The sequence below is a fragment of the Streptomyces sp. RLB3-17 genome (assembly GCF_007113425.2).
Taxonomy (GTDB): Bacteria; Actinomycetota; Actinomycetes; order Streptomycetales; family Streptomycetaceae; genus Streptomyces; species Streptomyces mirabilis_D.
Map to the genome: position 1 here is coordinate 855698 of NZ_CP041610.2, position 20142 is coordinate 875839.

Here is a 20142-nt window from a genome sequence, read left to right on the forward strand (position 1 = left end):
GCGGACATGTCGCGGCATGGGGGACGGGGTTGGCACGGTCGGGTTCTCGCGGCGGCGCTCGGGGTGACGGCGGCGGCTGCCGCCACCTCGATGTGGACCGCGCAGGCCAATCCCGTCGAGGGGCAGCACGCGCCGGCCGCCGGCTCGGCGCACTCCGGCGCGCCGAACGCCGGGTCCAAGGCTCCGGGCGGGACGCCGGTGTCGGTGGATATCGCCCATTCCTCGGACCGCGGGGCCCGCGGTGTCAACATCACCATCGACGACGGACCGGACCCGACGTGGACGCCGCAGGTCCTCCAGGTGCTGCGGGACAACGGTGTGAAGGCCACCTTCTGCATGGTGGGCACCCAGGCCCAGGCCCACCCTGACCTGGTCAAGGCGGTGGTGGCCGCCGGGCACCGGCTGTGCGACCACACCGTCTCGCACGACACCACCATGGACACCAAGTCCCAGGCCTACCAGTCCCAGCAGATCCTGGACGCCGAACGCATGATCACTCAGGCCTCCGGAGGCGTCCGGCCGGAGTACTACCGCGCCCCGGGCGGCGCCTTCACCCCCTACAGCCGCCACCTCGCCGCCTCCCACGGCATGCGACCGCTCGGCTGGAACGTCGACTCCAAGGACTTCGAACACCCCGGCACGGGCGCCATCGTCGCCACCGTCAAGAGCGAGATCTCCAACGGCCCGACCATCCTCTTCCACGACGCCGGCGGGGACCGCTCCCAGACCGTGGCCGCCCTGCGTGAGGTCCTGCCCTGGCTGAAGCAGCAGGGCTACTCCTTCGGCTTTCCCGTGCGCTGAGTACCCGCCACTCGTCCTCTCAGCGGGTGCGTCCGACCCTTCAGCGGGTGAGTCCGTCCTTTTCGCAGGCGGGCCGGAGCTCGGCGGTGCAGATCTCGTCGATCCTGTACATGCCGTCCTTGAGGAGCGTCGGCTTGATCTTGTCCACCGTCACCGCCCTCGGCGTGAGCAGGACGGAGGGGATGTGCCTGGTGGTGGGGCTGTCGGTCGTCGTCGTGGCGATCTTGCGCAGGCTCTCTCCGCGTCCCAGGGCGACGGCCATGGCGGCGGCCGCGTCGGCCTCCGCCTTGAAGGGTTTGTAGACCGTCATGTACTGCTCGCCCTTGACGATGCGCCGCACGGCGTCGATGTCGGCGTCCTGGCCGGTGACGGGAGGAAGGTCCTTGACCCGGGCGCTCTTGAGAGCGGCGATGACGCCCGCGGCGATGGTGTCGTTGGCCGCCAGGACGCCGTCGATCCGGTCCGGGCCCAGGGCCGCCATCGCGGCGGACATGTTGGCGTGAGCACTGTCCATGCTCCAGCCCTGGGTGTCGTACGCCCTTCCGATCTTCACCTTGCCGGAGACGACGGACAGTGCGCCGCGACGGAACCAATCCGCGTTGGGGCTGCTGGGATCACCGTTCATCATGACGACGTTTCCGCCGTTCGCCTTGGCGCCCATCGCCTTCAGGAGCGCCTCGCCCTGGAGCCGGCCGACCTGCGCGCCGTCGAAACTGACGTAGCCCGAGATCGGGCCTTCGGCGAGCCGGTCGTAGGCGACGACCGGGACACCCGACTCGTGCGCCTCCTGGATCGAGGAGCGCAGCGCCCTGGTGTCGGTGGCGTCCAGGATCAGGACCCTGACCCCTTTGGTGATCATGGAGGCCATCTGTTGCCGCTGCCTCATCGCGTCGTTCTGGGCGTTGGCGTACTCCAAGGTGCAGTGCGGGCACAGTTGCTTCAGCCGCTTCTCGATCAGCGGCTTGTCGGACCGCTCCCAGCGGGGGACGGTTCGGCTCGGGAGCAGCAGGCCGACGGTGAAGCCGTCCTTGCCCCTCTCCTCTTCCAGTTCTTCGCAGGCGGCCAGGGACGTCGTCATGAATCCCGCGACGAGCACCGCGACGACGTGCCATGTACAGGTCCTCATGGCAGCCCCCTTCGCTGCGTCCGGGGCCCCGAGTCCACGTGGGCCTGATCGCAGTGCGGCACGACGAGCTCGCTCCACACCTGCTTGCCGCCGGCCACCGGCACGGAGCCGAAGGACTCCGACATCGCTTCGACGAGCAGCAGACCTCGGCCGCCGGTCGCGTCCCAGTCCACGATCACCGGCTTGGCCGGGGAACGCGGCGAGCAGTCGCTCACGCTGACCCGCACCCGGTCTCCGCGGAGCATCAGGTCGACGCGGACCGGGCCCTGAGTGTGCACGAGGCCGTTGGTGACCAGTTCCGACACCACCAGCAACGCCGCGTCGGTCACTTCTTCGACCTTCCACCGACGCAGCGCGCGTGCGGTGAAGCGGCGTGCGTGCATGACGGCGTCGGGCAGCCGCCACACCGCCCAGCCGGCCCGTATCGGTCGGGTCTTCATGCCGTCGTAGCGCAGCAGCAACAGCGCCACGTCGTCCTCCCGAGGGTCGAGTTCGCCGAGCAGTTCGTCGGCCATTTCCCCCGGATCCGCCGGATCGGCCCCGGCGAGCGCGGTGCGGGTCCGGTCCATGCCCTCGTCCAGCGGCAGGTCGACGGCCTCGACCAGGCCGTCGGTGACCATGACGATCACCGTGCCGGGGGCCAGGGCGCAGGTGGTCATGGGGAACTCCGCGTCCGCGAGAATGCCCAGCGGGAGTCCGCCCTCGACCTGTACCTCCTCGGTCCTGCCGTCGGGGTGGCGCAGGAGCGGTGCGAGGTGCCCGGCCCGTACGAACAGGGCGTTGCCCTCCTCCATGTCCAACTCGGCATAGCAGCAGGTGGCGAACAGATCAGTCTCCATACCGACGAGGAGCCGGTTGGCGTGCGAGACGACCACGTCGGGCGGATGGCCCTCCACGGCGTACGCCCTGATCGCGGTACGCATCTGACCCATGATCGTCGCGGCTCCGGCGCTGTGTCCCTGGACGTCACCGATAACGAGCGCCACCCGGTCGTCGGAGAGGGCTATGACGTCGTACCAGTCACCGCCCACCTGCAACCCCCGCTTCGCGGGCAGATAGCGGGCGACGGCCGTCCCGCCGGGCAGCTCGGGCAGGCGCCGGGGCAGGAGACTGCGCTGCAGCATCGTCGCGAGTTCCTGTTCGGCGTCGTGTGCGCGCGCACGTTTGAGGGCCTGTCCCACCAGTGCCGCGGTGGCGGTCAGCAGGAACCGCTCCTCGGGGACGAACTCGTGCGGCTGGTCCCAGCCGACCAGGCACACGCCGGCGACCCAGCCCTTGGCGGGGAGCGGCAGGACGGCCAGACCTCCGGCGCCGATGCCCGCGAGCCCGGGTTCGAGGGCCGCGCCGGCGGACCACAGATCCATACGTCCGTCCCGCAGGGCCATCTGAAGGGTGGGCAGGGCGCTGACCGGCGCGTCGGGCCACTCCGAACGCCACTCGGAACGCCACCACTGCGGCCAGGCGGCGGGCTCGGGCGGATCGAGCACGGTGACGGCGAGCCGGTCGTCCTGCAGCTCGGCGAGCGCCACCCGGTCGGCGCCCAGCGGCTCGCCCAGCGCGGTGACCACCACCCGGCTGACGTCACGGACCGTTACGGCATCGTCGAGTGCGGCAGTCAGCCACTGGATCCTGGACACGTCGTCGGCGCTCTGCCGCAGGACCGAGGTCGCCGTCACCACACCCAGTACCTGTTCCGGCCGGCCGTCACAGCCGGCCGCCACCTGGCAGCTCAGGCTCAGCCAGCGCATCTCGCCGGTCGGACGGCGGACACGGAATTCCAGCTCCCGCCGGCCGACCGTCTGGGTGGAGGGCTCCAGGACCGACATCAGCGCGTGCATGTCCTCCGGGAGGGCGTGCGCGAGCAGGGTGTCCGCCTTGCCGTCGAAGTCGTCGGGCGTGATACCGGCCAGCTCGAGCAGCGTCTCGTCCGCCTCGATCAGGCCGGTGTCCGGCGTGATGACGAAGGAGCCGACGCACAGACTCCGCAGGGCCGGACTCAGTAGCGGCGACGGAGCGGGCCTGCTGGTTCCGGTCCGGAGCACGGCGAGGACCGCGTCGGCGTACTGCTCCAGGAAGCGGCGTTGTTCGGCCTCGAAGCCGTCCGTCGAATCCCCCACGACGACGAGGCAGCCCAGGCGACCGCGCCCCGTCCCGAGCGGCAGTGCGGCGAGCGACGTCTCCGGCCGCGGGGGCGTGGGCCCGCCCGTGGAGTAGGAGGCGAGCGCCTCGGCCGTCAGCCACAGTGGCCGGCCGGTGCGAAAGGTGTGCGCCGCGGGTGAGTCGCCGGACAGCGGCAAACGCTCCGGCAGCCCGTACTCGCAACGGGCGCTTCCGGCCGTTTCCACCAGCCGGAGCTCCTGATTCCCGGCACCGGGCAGATAGACCGCTGTCAGCGCCGCCCCCACGAACGTCAGGGCCCGCTCGCTCGTGACCGCCTCCGGCACCGGAGGCGGTGAACCGGTGTCGGCGGCGTCGGCCTCGCGTGCCCGTGGCTCCGAGACCCCGGTCCGGGCACGGCCGTCATGAGGCATGTCGGCGACCTACCTCCCGTCGATGCGTCAGGTGCCGACGGATGGAAATCAGGCACCCGCACACCAGAATCGTATATGGGTATCAATAGGACATATCCATCTGCCGGTGTCACACTTACGACGTGGTCGTCCTGCCACCGGGCCCTCGCCGCGCGAGGTGAAAGACAGGGAGGTCTCTCGCATGAAGGCCTGCATCCGGGGCGCGGCTGTCGTCGTGACCGCGATCTCGACGGCCGTCGCTCTCACGGCCTGCGGGCATGACGCCGGGAGCGGCTCCGGCGGTGGCAACAACCTGACGATCGGTGTGCTGCTGCCCGACGCCGCCACGACCCGTTGGGAGACACAGGACGCGCCACTGCTCACGAAGAAGATCAAGGAGCTGTGCCACGACTGCACGGTCGAGCACGTCAACGCCAAGGGCGATGTGGCCACCCAGCAGGAGCAGATGGACTCGATGATCACCAGGGGGGTCGACGCCATCGTGCTCGTGGCCGTCGACGCCAGATCGCTCGGCGTCGCGGTCAAGAAGGCCCATGCGGCAGGCATCCCGGTCATCGCCTACGACCGTCTCTCCGAGGGCCCGATCTCCGGTTATGCCTCCTTCGACGGCGAAGAGGTCGGCAGGCTCCAGGGCAGGGCACTGCTGAAGGCGATGGGCGCCAAGGCCCGCACCGGCGCGGTCGTCATGATGAACGGCGATCCCAGCGACCCCAACGCGGTGGCGTTCAAGAAGGGCGCGCTGTCCGTGCTCAACGGGAAGGTGAAGATCGGCAAGGCGTACGACATCCTCCAGTGGCGGCCGGAGGGCGCGAACCTCGACATGTCCGGCGCCATCTCCGCTCTCGGTGTCTCCACCATCCACGGGGTCTACGCAGCCAACGACGGCCTCGCCGCCGGCAGCATCTCCGCCCTCAAGGCGAACAAGGTCGCCCCACTGCCTCCCGTCACCGGGCAGGACGCCGAACTGGGAGCCCTGCGGCGCATCGTCGCAGGCGATCAGTACATGACCGTCTACAAACCCTTCGCACCCGAGGCTTCCGCCGCCGCGGCCATGGCCGTGGCCGCGGCCCGCCATGAAAACCTCGACCGGGTCGCCACGGGCAAGGTGAGGACCCGCGACGGGAGGACGGTTCCCGCCACCATGCTCACCCCCGTGTCCGTGACCGCCGGCAACATCAAGAACACCCTGGTGAAGGACGGCGTCTACACGATCCGGCAGATCTGCACCCCCCAACTCGCGGCCGCCTGCGGCAAGGCGGGGCTCACCTGACGGGCAGGTACCGAGCAGGCCCGGGCCCCGGGAAGGAGATGGTGACCGTGCCGACTCCCCCCTTGCTGGCGCTGCGCGGCGTGTGCAAGCGCTATGGCGTCGTCGAGGTCCTCACCGACATCGAACTGGAGATTTACGCCGGACAGGTCGTCGCTCTCCTGGGGGACAACGGTGCCGGCAAGTCCACCCTCGTCAATGTCATCTCCGGCGTCGCCCCCGCGGACAAGGGCACCATCGAGTGGGAAGGGCGGGCCGTCCCCATCAAACGCCCCCACGACGCCCGGGACCTCGGTATCGCCACCGTCTACCAGGACCTCGCGCTGTGCGGGAACCTCGATGTCGTCGGCAACCTCTTCCTCGGGCGCGAGATCCGCAGGTTCGGGTTCCTCGACGAGGTGGAGATGGAGCGCCGCACCAGGCACCTGCTGGAACGCCTGACCAAAGGTGTCCCCGATCTGCGGGTCCCCACCGTCTCACTCTCCAGCGGCCAGCGGCAGACGATCGCGATCGCCCGCTCGCTCCTCGGCAACCCGCGGGTTCTCCTCCTGGACGAACCGACCGCGGCTCTGGGATTCGAGCAGACACGCGAGGTCCTGGACCTCGTCGACCAGCTGCGCGACCGCGGCCTGGGAGTACTGCTCATCAGTCACAACATGGGCGACGTCAAAGCTCTCGCGGACCGGGCCGCCGTGCTGCGGCTCGGTCGCAACAACGGCTTCTTCGACGTGAACACCGCATCTCAGGAACAGATCATCTCCTCCGTCACCGGCGCCACGGAGAACGAGCCCCACCGGATGGCCTCCCACGAGTCGAGGTGGTGAAAGGGATGCGCAGGACGGCGGACAACGCTCGGGCCGAACCCACCGAACCCGACGCCGAGGCCCCGCAGCCCCGTCACGGGCAGGCCTACGTCCGCGCCGTCGTTGGTGTCGTCGATCGCTGGGCCGCCGTCACCCGGCGCAAGCTCAGCGCCGGCGAACTGGGCTCACTGCCCGTCGTCCTCGTCCTCGCCGCGGTCTGGACCACCTTCCAGTCCCTGAACCAGAGCTTCCTCTCGCCCCGGAACCTGTCCAATCTCAGCGTGGACGTCGCGGGCACCGGTCTCATCGCGGTCGGCATCGTCTTCGTCCTGCTGATCGGTGAACTCGACCTGTCGGTCGGCTCGATCAGCGGTCTCGCGGCGGCCGTCTTCGCCGTCCTCAACGTGAACAACGGCGTGCCCGAATGGCTTGCCGCCATCATCGGGGTGCTCACGGGTACCGCGGCGGGAACCATCCAGGGCTTCTCCTTCGCGAAAACCCGGGTGCCGGCGTTCGTCGTCACACTCGCGGGACTGCTCACCTGGAACGGCTTCATGCTGTACATCCTCGGGGCCAGCGGCACCGTCAACCTCGACGAGAACGGGCTGGTCGCCAAGCTGACCAGCTACTACTTCACCAACGACGCCGTCGCCTACGGCCTCGCGGCGATCGCCGCGGCCCTGGTCTTCCTCGTGTGCTACCAGGACAGGCGGCGCCGCAAGACCGTCGGCATGCCGTACCGCTCGCTGCGGGGAATCGTGGGGCGCACCGGAGTACTCGCGGCGATCGCGTTCACCGGCGCGTATCTGCTCAACCGTTTCCAGGGCCTGCCGCTCGCCCTCCTGATCTTCCTCGTCGTGGTGGCCGGCCTGGACATCGTGCTGCGCCGCACGCACTACGGGCGGCAGATCTACGCACTCGGCGGGAGCCTCGAGGCAGCCCGCCGCGCCAGTCTCAGTGTCACGGGGGTGCAGACCGCGGTGCTCGCGATCTCGGGCACCATGGCCGCGATCGGCGGTCTGTTCCTGGCCTCGCGCATCACCTCGGTGAGCCAGAGTTCGGGCTCGGGCGTCCTGCTGCTCAATGCCATCGCGGCAGCCGTCATCGGGGGCACCAGCCTGTTCGGAGGACGCGGCACGACCTGGTCTGCCGCGCTCGGCATGCTGATCATCCAGTCGATCGCCTCGGGCATGGCGCTCACGGACACCCCCGCTGCCGTCCAGTTCGTCATCACGGGCGGGGTGCTCTTCGCCGCGGTGGTCATCGACTCGCTGTCACGCCGCTCACAGAAGGCACACGGGCGGGCTTGACGAGTGCGGCCCGAGATCACCGCGGCAGGTTTGGCCGCGAGCTACGAGGCTGCTGTGAATTCGTGCGGCGTTTGAACGCTACCGGGCTCGCCTGCGTATGGGACGGGGGATTTCCATGCCTGGCCTGCCACGGGACGTAGGAGTACACACGTGAGACGCAACACGCGCAGACGCCCCATGGGGGCACAGCGTGCAACTTTTGCCGCAGCCGCACTGATACTGGGCGGAGGAGGGCTCGTAGCGGTCAATGTCTACGCTTCAGCGACCGAGAGCGGCTCGGCCGGTGCGCCCGGTCAGGCGAACCCGAGCAACCAGACCTGGTCGGGAGCCGGCACGATCGACTGTCCGGACGTGGGCAGCAAACTCGCCGAGGTGCCACAGCAGGCGCGGGCGGACGTCGACAAGGAACTCGCCCTTCTCGACCAGCAGGTCTCCGAGGCGTACGCACGAATGGCCTCGGAGCAGCAGGCCAAGGCACAGGACGCGGACTTCGTCCAGAACGCGATCCTCGGTCCGCTGAAGGAGAAGCGGGGCGCGGTCATCGACCGCATCAAGACCGGCTTCAAGAACGCGGGCGCCGAAGCCCCGAACTCGCTCGACGCTCTGGCCACCTGCACCGCGGTCCCCGCGGACCCGACCCAGAACAACGCCGGTGGCCAGAACGGCAACGGCCAGCAGCAGAACAACAACGGCGGCCAGCAGGGCGGGCAACAGGGCGGCGGCCAGCAGGGCGGCGGCGCGAGCGCCGTCAGCGGCCCCGTCGCAGCGGACTTCGTGGACATCACGACACTCCAGCCGAACGTGCCGCAGAAGCCGGGCAGCGGCGGCAACGCCTCGACCGGCACGTTCACCAGCTCGTGCGGTGTGAACGCCAACAAGAAGTTCAACACCGACAACGTGATCGTCGCCCCCGGTGTCACCAACGGCGCCCATCACCTGCACGACTACGTCGGCAACCAGTCGAACGACGCGTTCGCCACGAACGACGATCTCGCCAAAGCCGCGACCACGTGCCAGAACCAGGGCGACAAGTCCACGTACTACTGGCCGGTGCTCCGAGTGCAGGACGGTACGCAGGAGTTCGACGCCGACAAGAACGGCGGCGGCCTGGAGGGCAACGTCGGAAAGGTCCTGCAGGCGAAGCAGGCGCAGATCGAGTTCATCGGCAACCCGCAGAGCAAGGTCGTCGAGATGCCGACGTTCCTGCGCATCATCACGGGCGACGCGAAGGCGTTCACCAACGGCCCCGCGAACGCCAACGCCCACTGGAGCTGCACCGGCTTCGAGGACAAGGTGCAGCTGACGGACAAGTACCCGATCTGTCCCCAGGGCAGCAGCGTGGTGCGGTCGTTCGCCTTCCAGAGCTGCTGGGACGGTCAGAACATCGACAGCGCCAACCACCGCACGCACGTCGCCTTCGCCGACGCCAACGGCAACTGCGCGGGCGGCTTCAAGGCGATCCCGCAGCTGACGATGCGCCTGGTCTACGACGTTCCGGCGCCGACCCTCGAGAACGGCCAGGTGAAGAACCCGTACGCCGTGGACGGGTTCCCGGAGCAGGTGCACAAGGCGATCACCGACCACGACGACTTCATCAACGTCTTCGACGCATCCCTCATGCGGGAGATGGTGGACTGCATCAACGCCGGGCGACAGTGCGGCGACGGTGCTGGTGGAGGGGCCGGCGGCGGTACCGGTGACAATGGCGGTGCCGGTGACAATGGCGGTGCCGGCGGCAATGGCGGTGCCGGCGGCAACGGCGGAGCCGGAGGCAACGGCGGTACCGGTGGCAACGGCGGTACCGGTGGCAACGGCGGAGCCGGCACGGGCGAGCCGTCCCCGAGTCCTGACGCCTCGTCCGGCGGCAACGACGCGACAGCCTCCGCAACCCCCACGGACACGCAGACCACGCAGCCTCCGGCCGGTACGCCCGGCACCACCGAACCGACGCGCGGCGGCCAGACCACAGGCACCGGTACCGGCCACACTGTCGTCGTGCCCAAGGCGGACACATCGCCCTCGGCCGCGGCGAGCGACACGGCCGCCGCACCGCAGGGCGGCGCGCACGAGCACCATGGCAGCGAAGCGACCCACCGCCCGCAGACGCCGGCAGCGGGCGCGGACACCCCGTCCACGCAGGCGACAGCGCAGGACACGTCACCGGCAGGTTCGCAGTCGCAGTCGCAGACCGAACCGCAGGCGGTCACCGGCGATCTCGCCGACACCGGCACGAACCTCTGGCCGGCCGCGGCCGGAGGGGTTCTCGTGATCGCGGGCCTGGTGCTCCTGCGCCGCATCCGGCGCGGCTCCGTGTAACAACACCCCCGGGGTAACGACACCCCCGAGCCGCACACACCGCGCCGCCCGTACCCGCACTCCGCGGGTACGGGCGGCGCGGTGTTCGCCGTTCCCGGCCGCCCACTGCCGGGCACTCCGGCGCGCGGTCGACGTCGACCGGGAATCACCTGACCCTCGGCGGTTTGATCCACCCCAGCGACCGCTCGACGGCGCGCTGCCAGTTGTCGTATTCCAGGTCCCGCCGCTCGGGGTCCATGTCCGGCAGCCACTGGGCGGCCCGGTGCCAGTTGCGGCGCAGCACTTCCAGGTCCGGCCAGTAGCCGGAGGCAAGCCCCGCGGCGTAGGCGGCGCCGAGGGAGACCGTCTCGGCGACCATGGGCCGCACCACGGGCACATCGAGCACATCGGCGACGAACTGCATGAGCAGGTTGTCCGCCGTCATGCCGCCGTCCACCTTGAGCTCCTTCAGCGCGACCCGGAAGTCGGCGTTCATGGCGTCGACGACCTCGCGCGTCTGCCAGCCGGTGGCCTCCAGGACGGCTCTGGCCAGGTGTCCCTTGGTGATGTAGGAGGTGAGACCGACGATGACACCGCGTGCGTCGCTGCGCCAGTGAGGTGCGAAGAGACCCGAGAACGCGGGGACGATGTAGCAACCGCCGTTGTCATCGACCGTCCGCGCGAGCGTCTCGATCTCCGGCGCGCTGTTGATCAGTCCCAGACGGTCACGGAACCACTGGACCAGCGAGCCGGTGACGGCTATCGATCCTTCCAGGGCATAGGCCGGGGGCTGGTCCCCGATCTTGTATGCGACGGTCGTGAGGAGTCCGTGCCGGGACCGCACGAGATCGGTACCGGTGTTGAGCAGCAGAAAGCTGCCCGTTCCGTACGTGCACTTCGCCTCACCCGGTGTGAAGCAGGTCTGGCCGAACAGGGCGGCCTGCTGATCACCAAGGGCTGCCGTGATGCGGACACCCGGGAGGACCGAGCGGGCATCCCCGTAGCCCTCGGCCGAGGACCGGATCTCGGGCAGCATGGGGCGGGGAACCCCGAAGAACTCCAGCAGCTCCTCGTCCCAGGTGAGGGCCCGGATGTTCATCAGCATGGTGCGACTGGCGTTGGTGACGTCGGTGATGTGCAGGCCACCGTCCGCGCCCCCGGTGAGGTTCCAGATCAGCCAGGTCTCCATCGTGCCGAACAGCACCTCGCCGTCCTTGGCGCGCTGGTCCAGTCCGTTCACGTGGTCGAACAGCCAGCGGATCCGCGGTGCCGAGAAGTAGGTCGAGGGGGGCAGACCGCAACGCTCGAGAAAGAATTCGTCCCCGGGCCGTTTTCTCAGGTCCTCGACGAGCGGTGCCGTACGCGTGTCCTGCCAGACGATCGCCCTGCCCAGCGGCGCACCCGTCCGCCGGTCCCACAGCACCGTCGTCTCGCGCTGATTGGCGATACCGATGGCGGCGACCTCTCCCGCGCCGACACTGGCGTCGGAGAGTGCCTCGGGCATGATGCGCCGCAGATTGCGCCAGATCTCGACGGCGTCGTGCTCGACCCAGCCGGGCTTGGGGAAGTGCTGCTGATGCTCCCGCTGGACGACCGACACCAGCCGCCCGTGGTGGTCGAACAGAATGCATCGGGTGGAGTTGGTGCCCTGATCGATGGACATCACATACCGTTCAACCATGATCCGGTCTGCCTTCCGATGTGTCGAGGAGGCGGGGTTCTCCTAGCGTGCTGCTCCCAGATCTCTGGAGATCGCCCGTGCGGCCTCGCGGAGCAGGGTGATCAGGTTCGGCCGGGGACGGCCGTGGCTGTCGCAGATCCTCTCGACCGGGCCGGAGAGGCCGACGGCGCCCACGACGAGGCCGCCGTGCCCCCGGATCGGCGAGGCGATACCGGCCTCCCCCATGCTCATTTCCTGGATCTCCGCGGCCCAGCCGACTTCCCGGACCTCGGCGAGCGCGCGGGTGAGTTTCTCCCGTGCGACCAGGGTGTGCCGGGTATAGGCCTCCAGCCCGGCTTCCGAGGCCGACTCCAGGGACGCGGTTCCGTACGCCAGCAGCACCTTGCCGAGCGAGGAGGCGTGCAGAGGCAGCAGTGAACCCACGTCCAGGGTCTGGAGGGTGTCGTCCGGCCGGAACACGTGATGGATCACGAGGACCTGGCCCTCGAAGGGGGTGCCCAGGCGGACCGCTTCCCCACTACGGGCGGCCAGGGCATCGGCCCAGTTGATGGAGCGCGACCGCAGCTCATTGATGTCGAGGTAGCTCGTGCCGAGGTGCAGCAGCGCCGCGCCGAGCTGGTACTTTCCCGTCGACGCGTCCTGCTCCACGAAATCCACGTGCTGGAGGGTGCGGAGAATGCCGTGCGCCGTGCCCTTCGCCAGCCCGAGCGAGGCCGCCACCTCGCCGAGCCCGAGTCGACGGGGCCCACCGGCGAGCAGACGCAAGATCGCCGCCGCCCGTTCGATCGACTGGACTGGGCCGGCCATGAGGCGAGCCTAGTACCGTCACGGAGGGTTCGCTTTACGTGCAGGCCACCGTCGGTTCACCCCCGGCGAAGGTGAGCGTTCGGTAATGGCGACCGCCGTTCATTGACCGGCCCCACTTCGCTTCCTACCGTTCACTGAGGCCCGGCAACGCGCGCTGAGGCTCGGCAACCCGCCGACAGCGCTCCGGAGGAGAAGACATGGCGGCACAGCTCAATACGATGCTTCGGGAGGCGGTCGAACACGTCGGTCCGCTGCCCCACGTCGCCGAGGTCGTCTCGGCCGCACGCCGACGGGTGAAGGCGGTCCTCGCCGACTGGAACGTGTCCTGCGAGATCGCCGAGGACTGTCTCCTGGTGGTGTCGGAGCTGCTCACGAACGCGATCGTCCACGCCCTGCCCCCGGCGGAGCTGCGGCTGTCCTGGGTACGGGCCGAGGGGCTCAGCACGCTGCGCGTCGAAGTCACCGACGCGGGATCCAAGCTTCCGGCCGGACAGTCGCCCCCGGGAATCGATCCGGACGAGCACGGCCGGGGCCAGGAGATCGTCCACGCGCTGGCGGCTCGGCACGGCATACGTGTCCACTCCGGCGGGATCACTCGCTGGGCCGATCTCGTCGCACCCTGAGAGCGAACCTCTCGTTGGGGAGAACCCATGTCTCACTCCGTATGAAACGAGCTCTGCCGATCAGCCGTGTCGGCGCAGGTCGTGGAAGAAATCCTCGATGACGTGGAGGTGCCCGGAGCGGGCGGTCTCGTTGTAGACGTATGCGCCGACGGCGAGGTCGAGCACACCGAGTCCGAAGGGTGAGAACACCAGGGGCCGGTCGGTGGGCGGTGTCACTCGGCCGGTCATGACGTCGGCGAGTGTTCCGTGCAGGAAGTCACGGTTGCCGGTGAGCTGCTCGGCCAGATGGGGGGACGTGCCGGCCTTGAGGCAGTGATCCACGTCGTCGACGATGTTCGCCGAGGCGAGGATGACCTCGGGTGCGAGGTCGCGCAGGGACACATGCAGGACCAGGGGGTTGTGGTCGAACCAGGCCGGGTCGCCGATGTGCGGCTCGCCCGCGATGGTGGCGAAGACGACGAGGTCGCTGGAGCGGATGACCGCCTCGGCAGTCTCGTGCACGGTGACCTGTCCCGTGGCGTCGCTCTGTTGGACGTGGTCGCGGAAACCTGCGGCGCTGTCGCCGGACAGGTCGTGGACGCCGGTCTCCTCGAAGGACCATCCCAGGGCGGTCAGGAAGGTGTGGATGTAGCGGGCGATCAGGCCCGTGCCGAAGAACCCGATGCGGGTGGGGCGCAGCCGGTTGCGGGTGAGGTGGTCGGCGGCCAGCGCCGCCGACGCGGCGGTTCTGGTGGCGCTGATGATGGAGCTTTCCAGGCAGGCGAAGGGGTAGCCCGTGTCGTGGTCGTTGAGGATCAGTACCGCGGAGGCCCTGGGGATGCCGGCCTGGACGTTGTCGGGAAAGCTGGAGATCCATTTGACGCCGTCCACCGGCGCCGGTCCGCCGATCGAGGCGGGCAGCGCGATGATCCGGGCGGTGGGCCGGTCGGGAAAGCGCAGGAAGTAGGACGGGGGGTTGACCGACTCTCCGGCGGCGTGCAGGTGATAGGTGGCCTCGACGAGGTCCACGATCTGCTTCTCCCGGTCCTGAAGGGCGTGCTGGACCTGGGCGCCGGAGATCACTGCGAAGGTCGGCACGAGGTGTGGCTGGGACATGACGGGCTCCAGTGCGAGGGAACGGACGGGGGTCGTACGGCGCTCACCTCGCCGGTCGGCGGCCACGCGGCCCGGCGCAGCGGCTCGGCCGTGGCGAGAACCCACCTCGAGGAGGGGCGCCGGGGTCGCGTACGGCATGGTGCTGATCCTTTCGATGTCGGTCAGGTCCTTTCGATGCCGGTCAGGCGGAGGCCGGTGGTGGGGTCGTGTGGCGTTGGGGTCCGTGGTCGACCAGCGCGGCGAGGTCGGTGAGGACCGGGTGTGCGGTGACGTCCTTGAGGGACACCGCACGGTCCAGGGCGATGGCGAGCTTCACCGCCGAGAGGGAGGTGCCGCCGCGGTCGAAGAAGTGGTCGCGGCGTCCGATCCGGTCCTGCGGGACGCCGAGGACCTTCGCCCAGGCGGCCGCCAGGCGCTGCTCGGTCGAGGTGACCGGCGGCTGGTGCTCGTCGTCGGTGGTGGCGGGCGCTTCGGCGAGTGCCGCCAGGGCCTTCTTGTCGATCTTGCTGTTCGCGGTCAGCGGCAGGCTTTCGCGCCAGTGGAAGGCCGACGGGACCATGTACTCGGGCAGCGACTCGGCGAGCCGGTCGCTGAGGGTCCCCGTGTCCAGGGGCTTCGGGCCGGAGTAGAAGGCGACCAGGTGCTTGCTCCGGTCGGCGCGTTCGACCGTCACCACCGCGCCGTCGCGGACACCGGGGACACGAAGCAGGGTGTTCTCGATCTCGCCGATCTCGATCCGGAAGCCGCGGATCTTGACCTGGGCGTCGCGGCGGCCGAGGAACTCCAGCTTGCCCGAAGGGTGCCAGCGGCCGTGGTCGCCGCCGAGGTACAGCCGTGTGCCTTCGCGGTGCGGATCGACCAGATAGGAGGCCCGGGTGAGTTCGGGGTCGTTGATGTAGCCGCGGCCGACGCAGACCCCGGAGAACGCGATCAAACCCGGGGCGCCGAGCGGCACCGGGGTGAGGTGTTCGTCGACGACGTAGACGCGTACGTTGTTGACCGCGCGGCCGAGCAGGATGCGGTCCGGCGCCCGGTCCATGACCTCGTGGTTGGTGTCGTCCGAGGTCTCGGTCAGCCCGTAGGCGTTGACCAGCTTGATCCCGGGCTGGACGGCGAACCAGCGCTCCGTGAGCTCCTTCTTCAGCGCCTCGCCGGTGACCGACACGCATCGCAGGTCCGGCAGCGGGCGGGGGCGCTGTTCGAGCTCCGTCAGGACGGCTTCGAGGTAGGAGGGCACGACCTGGAGGACGGTGACCTCGCCGTCGATGAGGGTGTCGAGGAAGCGGGGTACGTCGAGGATGACGTCCTGTGCGACCAGCAGGGTCCGCCCGCCGACCAGCAGCGCGCAGACCAACTGCCACAGGGAGATGTCGAAGCACTGGGGCGCGGTCTGGGCGACCACGTGTCCCTCGCCGACCTGGAGGTCGTCGATCTTGGCGTAGAGGTGGTTGAGCATCCCCGCGTGCTCGCACATCGCGCCCTTCGACTCACCGGTGGAGCCGGAGGTGAAGTAGATGTAGGCGAGTTGGTCCGGCGTGACCGGGATGCCGAGATCACCGTCGGGGTGGCCTTCCGCGTAGGCCGTGTCGACGAGGAGCCGCTCGGTTCCCGGAAGGGAGTCGAGGGCCCGGTCGAGGGTGGTGGTGCTGCCGGGTTCGGTCAGCACCAGCGTGCATGCGGCGCGGGAGAGGGTGGCGGCGATGCGTGCGGCCGGGAAGTGCGGCTCGATGGGGAGGTAGGCGCCTCCGGCCTTGAAGACCGCGATGACGGCGGCCAGCCAGTCCAGATTGCGTTCGGTCACCACCGCGACCACGCTTTCGCGGGCGAGCCCACGAGCTACCAGGGCGCGGGCGAGCCGGTTGGCCCGGGCGTTGAGTTCCGCGTACGTCCACTGCCGGTCGGCGTGCACGGCCGCGACGGCGTCCGGATGCTTGCGCACCCGCTCCTCGAACAGCTCGTGCATCCGCGCATCGGGCAGCTCCCGGACCGGTCCAGCCAGTTGGTCGAGCTGGAACCGCAATTCCTCGGCGGACAGCAGGCTCTGGTGCGTGTGCTCGGCATCGGGGTCGGCGGTGATCAGCGCGAGCGCGGTCAGGTGGTAGCCGGCGATACGGGCGGCGCTGTCGGCGTCCAGCGCGTCGGTGCGGTAGCGCAGCCGCAGTACGAGCCGCCCGTCTCGGTGACGGATGCCCACCCGCAGTGCGGTGTCCTCGGTGAGGGCTCCGTCGATCGCGGCGGCATCGAGGACGGACTCGGTGGGCTCGAAGACGGTCTCGGTGAGGTCGAGGACCGTCTCGAACAGCGGCCCGGTCAGGCCCAGTTCGCTCTTCAGAGCCTCGATGTCCTCGGCCGGGACGTCCTGGTGCGCCGGCAGTTCGGTGGCGACCTGATGGACGTGGTGCAGCAACTCGCGCCAGGAGGCGGGTGCGGTGGTGAGCCGGCACAGGAGCGGGCTGCCGCCCCGGGCGACGTAGCCGGTGGTGATCTCCCGCTCTCCGGACAGTGCCGCGACAACCTTGGCGTGCGCGGTCAGCAGGAGCGAGGCCGGTGGTACCGCCAGCTCCGCCGCCAGTCGGCGCAGCCCGGTCACGGTGTCCTCGGGGACCGGTGTCTCGTACTCCCCCACGCCGGGCACGGGCTGAAGGGTCCAGCGTGGGGCGGGGGTGAAGCCCCCGGCTGTCAGTGCGCCGCGCCAGTATGCGCGGGCGGTCCGGCCGGGACTCACATGCGTGTCCATCGGGTCTTTCCTCTGCTTGTCGGCGGCGCGCGGTGTCAGAGGCCGCGAGCCGGGGCGGACTGGCTGGTGTGGGGTTCCTTACCGGCCTCGACCTGGGTCTTGTGGTCCGGCATGTCCCGGGCAGGGTTGCCTCCCCATTGGGCGTGCGAGGGGATCTCCTCGCCCTTCATGAGGAAGGAGTCGGGGGCCAGCGCGGCGCCGTCCGCGATGGTCACGCCGTAGTGGACGAAGGCGCCGACGCCGAGGGTGCAGCCGTTGCCGAGGGCGCTGCGGTCGGACTTGAAGGCGCCGTCCTCCTGCGAGTGGCACTGGACCACGGTGCCCGCGTTCAGCGTGCTGTCGTCGCCGATGGTGACGAGGGTGCGCTCCGGGAAGAAGCAGCCGTCGTCGAAGACCCGCTTGCCGATCCGGGCGCCCAGCAGCCGCCAGATCACGTTCTTGAACGGGGTGCCGTCGAAGGCCTGGATGTAGTGGACCGAGGCCATCTTCCAGAAGCGTTCGTGGCGCCAGAAGGAGGGTTCGTAGATCGAGCAGTACAGCGGCTTCTGGGGCTTGAATCCGGTGGAGGCCCGCTCGACGAGCGCGAAGTGGACGACGGTGTACGTGAGGGTGAGGACGCTGGCCAGTGCGATCGCCGGTGCGCCGAACGAGGGGTAGAGGTCGACCGCGCCCATGGTGATGAGGGTGATCACGAACAAGTGGATCAGTCGCGCGAGCAGGTACAGGCCGGCGGTCGCCGCGTTGTGCCTGTTCTTGGCGGCCAGGCGGCGGAGCAGTTCGTCGCCGGTCTCGAGGTGGTTGAACCGGTTGTCGCGCATCACCGTGCGCGGGATCTCGAAGCTGGGTGAGCCCAGCAGGCCCACGCCTTCGCGCACGGGTCCGTCGATGGGGACCATGACCTTCGTCGCGAGCAGACAGTTGTCTCCGGTCCTGCCCTGCGCGGGGTAGGCGATGCGGTTTCCGAGGAAGTTGTGCGGCCCGATCGACGTGCGGGACACACGGAAGGACGTGCTGGAGAAGTCGGCGTTCATGATGGACAGTCCGTCGGCGATCATGGTGCCGGTGCCGACCGAGCTCAGGTACGGGTTCTCGTGCTGCACTTCGGTGCCGAAGTTCGATCCGGTCTGCTCGACGCGGGACAGGTCGTATCCGAGGTAGCGCAGGTAGTGGACGATGCCGGAACTGTCGCCGAAGAGGGTGGTGAGGGACTTCCTGTTGGTCATCACCGCGATCGCCCGCTGAATGCCGTAGTGGAAGCCGTACAGCGGATAGACCTTGCCGGGTTGGACGGCCCGGCTCAGAAGACGCGGCACGGTGCCCACGACGAGGAGGCCGGCGAGCAGGGATCCGAACAGGAGGACCACGGAGGCGATCAGGGCATCGACGTAGAACGCCGGGCTGGCCATCGGCTGCGGGTTCAGGAGCGTCTGAAGCTGCGGAAGACCCGTGAGCAGGGCGGTCACGCCGCCCAGCGCCAGCGGCAGGTACACCGCCAGCAGGCTCAGCAGCTGTACAACGCTGTACACGGTCCTTTTGGAGGTGGGGCAGTCGGCGGGGGCGACCCTCCGGTAGTCCACCTCGGTCGGCTGCGCGGGGGAGCCGTGTCGGCGTTCGCCGGCGGGCACCACCTGGCCGGTGTGCAGGGAGGAGGCGTGACCCAGCTGGGCGCCGTCGCCCATCGAGGTCTCGATGTCCAGGACCGTGTGCTCGCTGACGAGCACGTTGCTGCCGAGAGTGACCGGACCGGTCTGGATCACGCCGGCGTGGGCGCGGTAGCAGGACAGCAGCACGTCCTTGCGGATGATCGTGCCCTCGCCGACGGTGAGCAGGTCGGTGCAGACCGGGATCGTGTGGGAGAGGATCGTGACGCCCTTGCCGATCCGTGCCCCGAGCGCCCTGAGGTAGAGCACGTAGAGCGGTGAACCGGCGAACAGACGCACGGGGCTGGTGCGGATCAACGTCTTGACGACCCAGAAACGCACATAGGCCATACCCCACAGGGGGAACTCCCCGGACCGCCAGCGGCCGACGAGCGTCCACTTCACCACGATCGGAAGCGCGCACAGGCCGAGGAAGCCCGCGCCGGCGAGCAGGACGGACCGCAGATAGAGGTCGAACAGGCCTGATCCCGCGGAGATCCACTCATGACCTTCCTCGACGGCCAGGGCGACCAGGCAGGAATAGCCCAGGAAGATCAGGAACTGCAGCACTCCACAGACGATGTAGCGCCGTGTACGAGCCGCCGCCTGCGCCTCGGCCCGGGCCGTCCCCTCTGCCGATGCCCGTACGTCGGTCGGTGTCCGTGCCGGTGACGGCGCCTCCGCGGACGGGGACGGGACGGGGGCGGCGACGGGGGCGGCGACGGGGGCGGGAGCGGGAGCGGCATCGACGAGCGCGGTGGCCAGGCTCCGGATGGTGGGGTGCCGGTAGATGTCCTTCATCGACACCGCCGGCATGTCCCCCCGCTTCCTGACGCGCGCGCAGAACTGGGCCATCACCAGGGAATCGGCACCCAGGTCGTTGAAGAAGTGGCTGTCGACCGGGATCTGCTCGACGCGGACGACCCCGGCCAGCACGTCGGCCAGAAGCCTTTCGGTGTCGGTCGCCGCATCGGCGTCCCCGCTGTCCTGGAGGGGTGGGATGTCAGCCGGTTCGGCCGTCAAGACCTCCACGGATTTCTCTAGCACGTGAGCTCCTCGATGACGTTTCATTCGGCGTCGGTCGGTACGGACGGATTCGTGATGTCCGCGCCTCTCCAGTAGGCCCGGCCGAGGGCTTCGTGTCCTGCCCCTGAATTTCGGGGCTTGACGAAGCGCATGGGTCTTGATAGTCCGGCCATTTTGCCCGTCGTCGCCCCGCGATCCCGTGCTTTCCGTGCGCGTCGCGCAGGCATACGACCACGCCTCACACAGACCCGTTCGACCCGCGGGAAAACCACCCGGGAATTGCGCTGAACGGCCCCGCCCGGCCCGGTCACGACTGCTTTTGCACGCAGACAGCGCGTGTCAAGTCCCGAATTTCGGTGGCATGACAGGGGGCCTGGATTCGGGCGTACTGGAGTCGTTC

12 protein-coding genes and 1 pseudogene are annotated in these 20142 nt (G+C 69.3%); 6 read left to right on the forward strand and 7 right to left on the reverse strand.

Going from position 1 to position 20142, the window contains the following annotated elements; all coding sequences use genetic code 11:
* The first annotated feature begins 6 nt into the window (after positions 1–6).
* The gene (locus FNV62_RS04135) at positions 7–801 is read left to right on the forward strand and encodes a polysaccharide deacetylase family protein (protein ID WP_143599955.1); all 795 of its coding nucleotides are present in this window, start codon (positions 7–9) and stop codon (positions 799–801) included.
* A 40-nt stretch (positions 802–841) separates the two neighbouring features.
* On the opposite strand, the gene FNV62_RS04140 is transcribed toward FNV62_RS04135, so the two are convergent.
* Together FNV62_RS04140 and FNV62_RS04145 are read right to left on the reverse strand one after the other, a co-directional pair.
* Complete coding sequence (locus FNV62_RS04140; RefSeq protein WP_143599956.1) at positions 842–1927, reverse strand: sugar ABC transporter substrate-binding protein; 1086 nt, start codon at positions 1925–1927, stop codon at positions 842–844.
* On the reverse strand, positions 1924–4458 hold the full coding sequence (locus FNV62_RS04145) for a SpoIIE family protein phosphatase (RefSeq protein WP_143599957.1): 2535 nt from the start codon (positions 4456–4458) through the stop codon (positions 1924–1926). The genes FNV62_RS04140 and FNV62_RS04145 overlap by 4 nt, the downstream gene beginning before the upstream one ends.
* 181 nt (positions 4459–4639) lie before the next feature.
* Between FNV62_RS04145 and FNV62_RS04150 the strand changes: the two genes are divergently transcribed.
* From FNV62_RS04150 to FNV62_RS04165, 4 genes are all read left to right on the forward strand, one after another.
* Positions 4640–5728, forward strand: a complete 1089-nt coding sequence (locus FNV62_RS04150) for a substrate-binding domain-containing protein (protein WP_143599958.1) — start codon at positions 4640–4642, stop codon at positions 5726–5728.
* A 38-nt stretch (positions 5729–5766) separates the two neighbouring features.
* Positions 5767–6549, forward strand: a complete 783-nt coding sequence (locus FNV62_RS04155; RefSeq protein WP_054229374.1) for an ATP-binding cassette domain-containing protein — start codon at positions 5767–5769, stop codon at positions 6547–6549.
* 5 nt (positions 6550–6554) lie between these two features.
* Positions 6555–7838: a sugar ABC transporter permease gene (locus FNV62_RS04160; protein WP_143599959.1), complete on the forward strand. Its 1284-nt coding sequence runs from the start codon at positions 6555–6557 to the stop codon at positions 7836–7838.
* A 177-nt stretch (positions 7839–8015) separates the two neighbouring features.
* A complete protein-coding gene (locus FNV62_RS04165) occupies positions 8016–10154 on the forward strand; it encodes a DUF1996 domain-containing protein (protein WP_143605151.1) in 2139 nt (712 codons plus the stop codon).
* A gap of 145 nt (positions 10155–10299) precedes the next feature.
* On the opposite strand, the gene glpK is transcribed toward FNV62_RS04165, so the two are convergent.
* Positions 10300–11814, reverse strand: a complete 1515-nt coding sequence (gene glpK, locus FNV62_RS04170; RefSeq protein WP_143599960.1) for a glycerol kinase GlpK — start codon at positions 11812–11814, stop codon at positions 10300–10302.
* Positions 11815–11856: 42 nt separating this feature from the next.
* Positions 11857–12621: an IclR family transcriptional regulator gene (locus FNV62_RS04175; RefSeq protein ID WP_097282661.1), complete on the reverse strand. Its 765-nt coding sequence runs from the start codon at positions 12619–12621 to the stop codon at positions 11857–11859.
* A gap of 197 nt (positions 12622–12818) precedes the next feature.
* Here FNV62_RS04175 and FNV62_RS04180 point away from each other — a divergent pair, with 197 nt between their 5' ends.
* The gene (locus FNV62_RS04180) at positions 12819–13244 is read left to right on the forward strand and encodes an ATP-binding protein (RefSeq protein WP_054229379.1); all 426 of its coding nucleotides are present in this window, start codon (positions 12819–12821) and stop codon (positions 13242–13244) included.
* Positions 13245–13304: 60 nt separating this feature from the next.
* Here FNV62_RS04180 and sbnB read toward each other — a convergent pair whose 3' ends face one another.
* The 3 genes and pseudogenes from sbnB to FNV62_RS04195 form a co-directional block, all read right to left on the reverse strand.
* Positions 13305–14339 (reverse strand): 2,3-diaminopropionate biosynthesis protein SbnB, encoded by a 1035-nt coding sequence (sbnB, locus tag FNV62_RS04185; RefSeq protein ID WP_097288670.1) that lies wholly within the window; start codon positions 14337–14339, stop codon positions 13305–13307.
* A gap of 211 nt (positions 14340–14550) precedes the next feature.
* A pseudogene (locus FNV62_RS04190) lies at positions 14551–17076 on the reverse strand (non-ribosomal peptide synthetase); the annotation flags it as partial.
* Between the two features lie 35 nt (positions 17077–17111).
* Positions 17112–19763, reverse strand: coding sequence for a Pls/PosA family non-ribosomal peptide synthetase (locus FNV62_RS04195; protein ID WP_375336681.1), 2652 nt, complete (start codon positions 19761–19763; stop codon positions 17112–17114).
* Positions 19764–20142 lie beyond the last annotated feature (379 nt).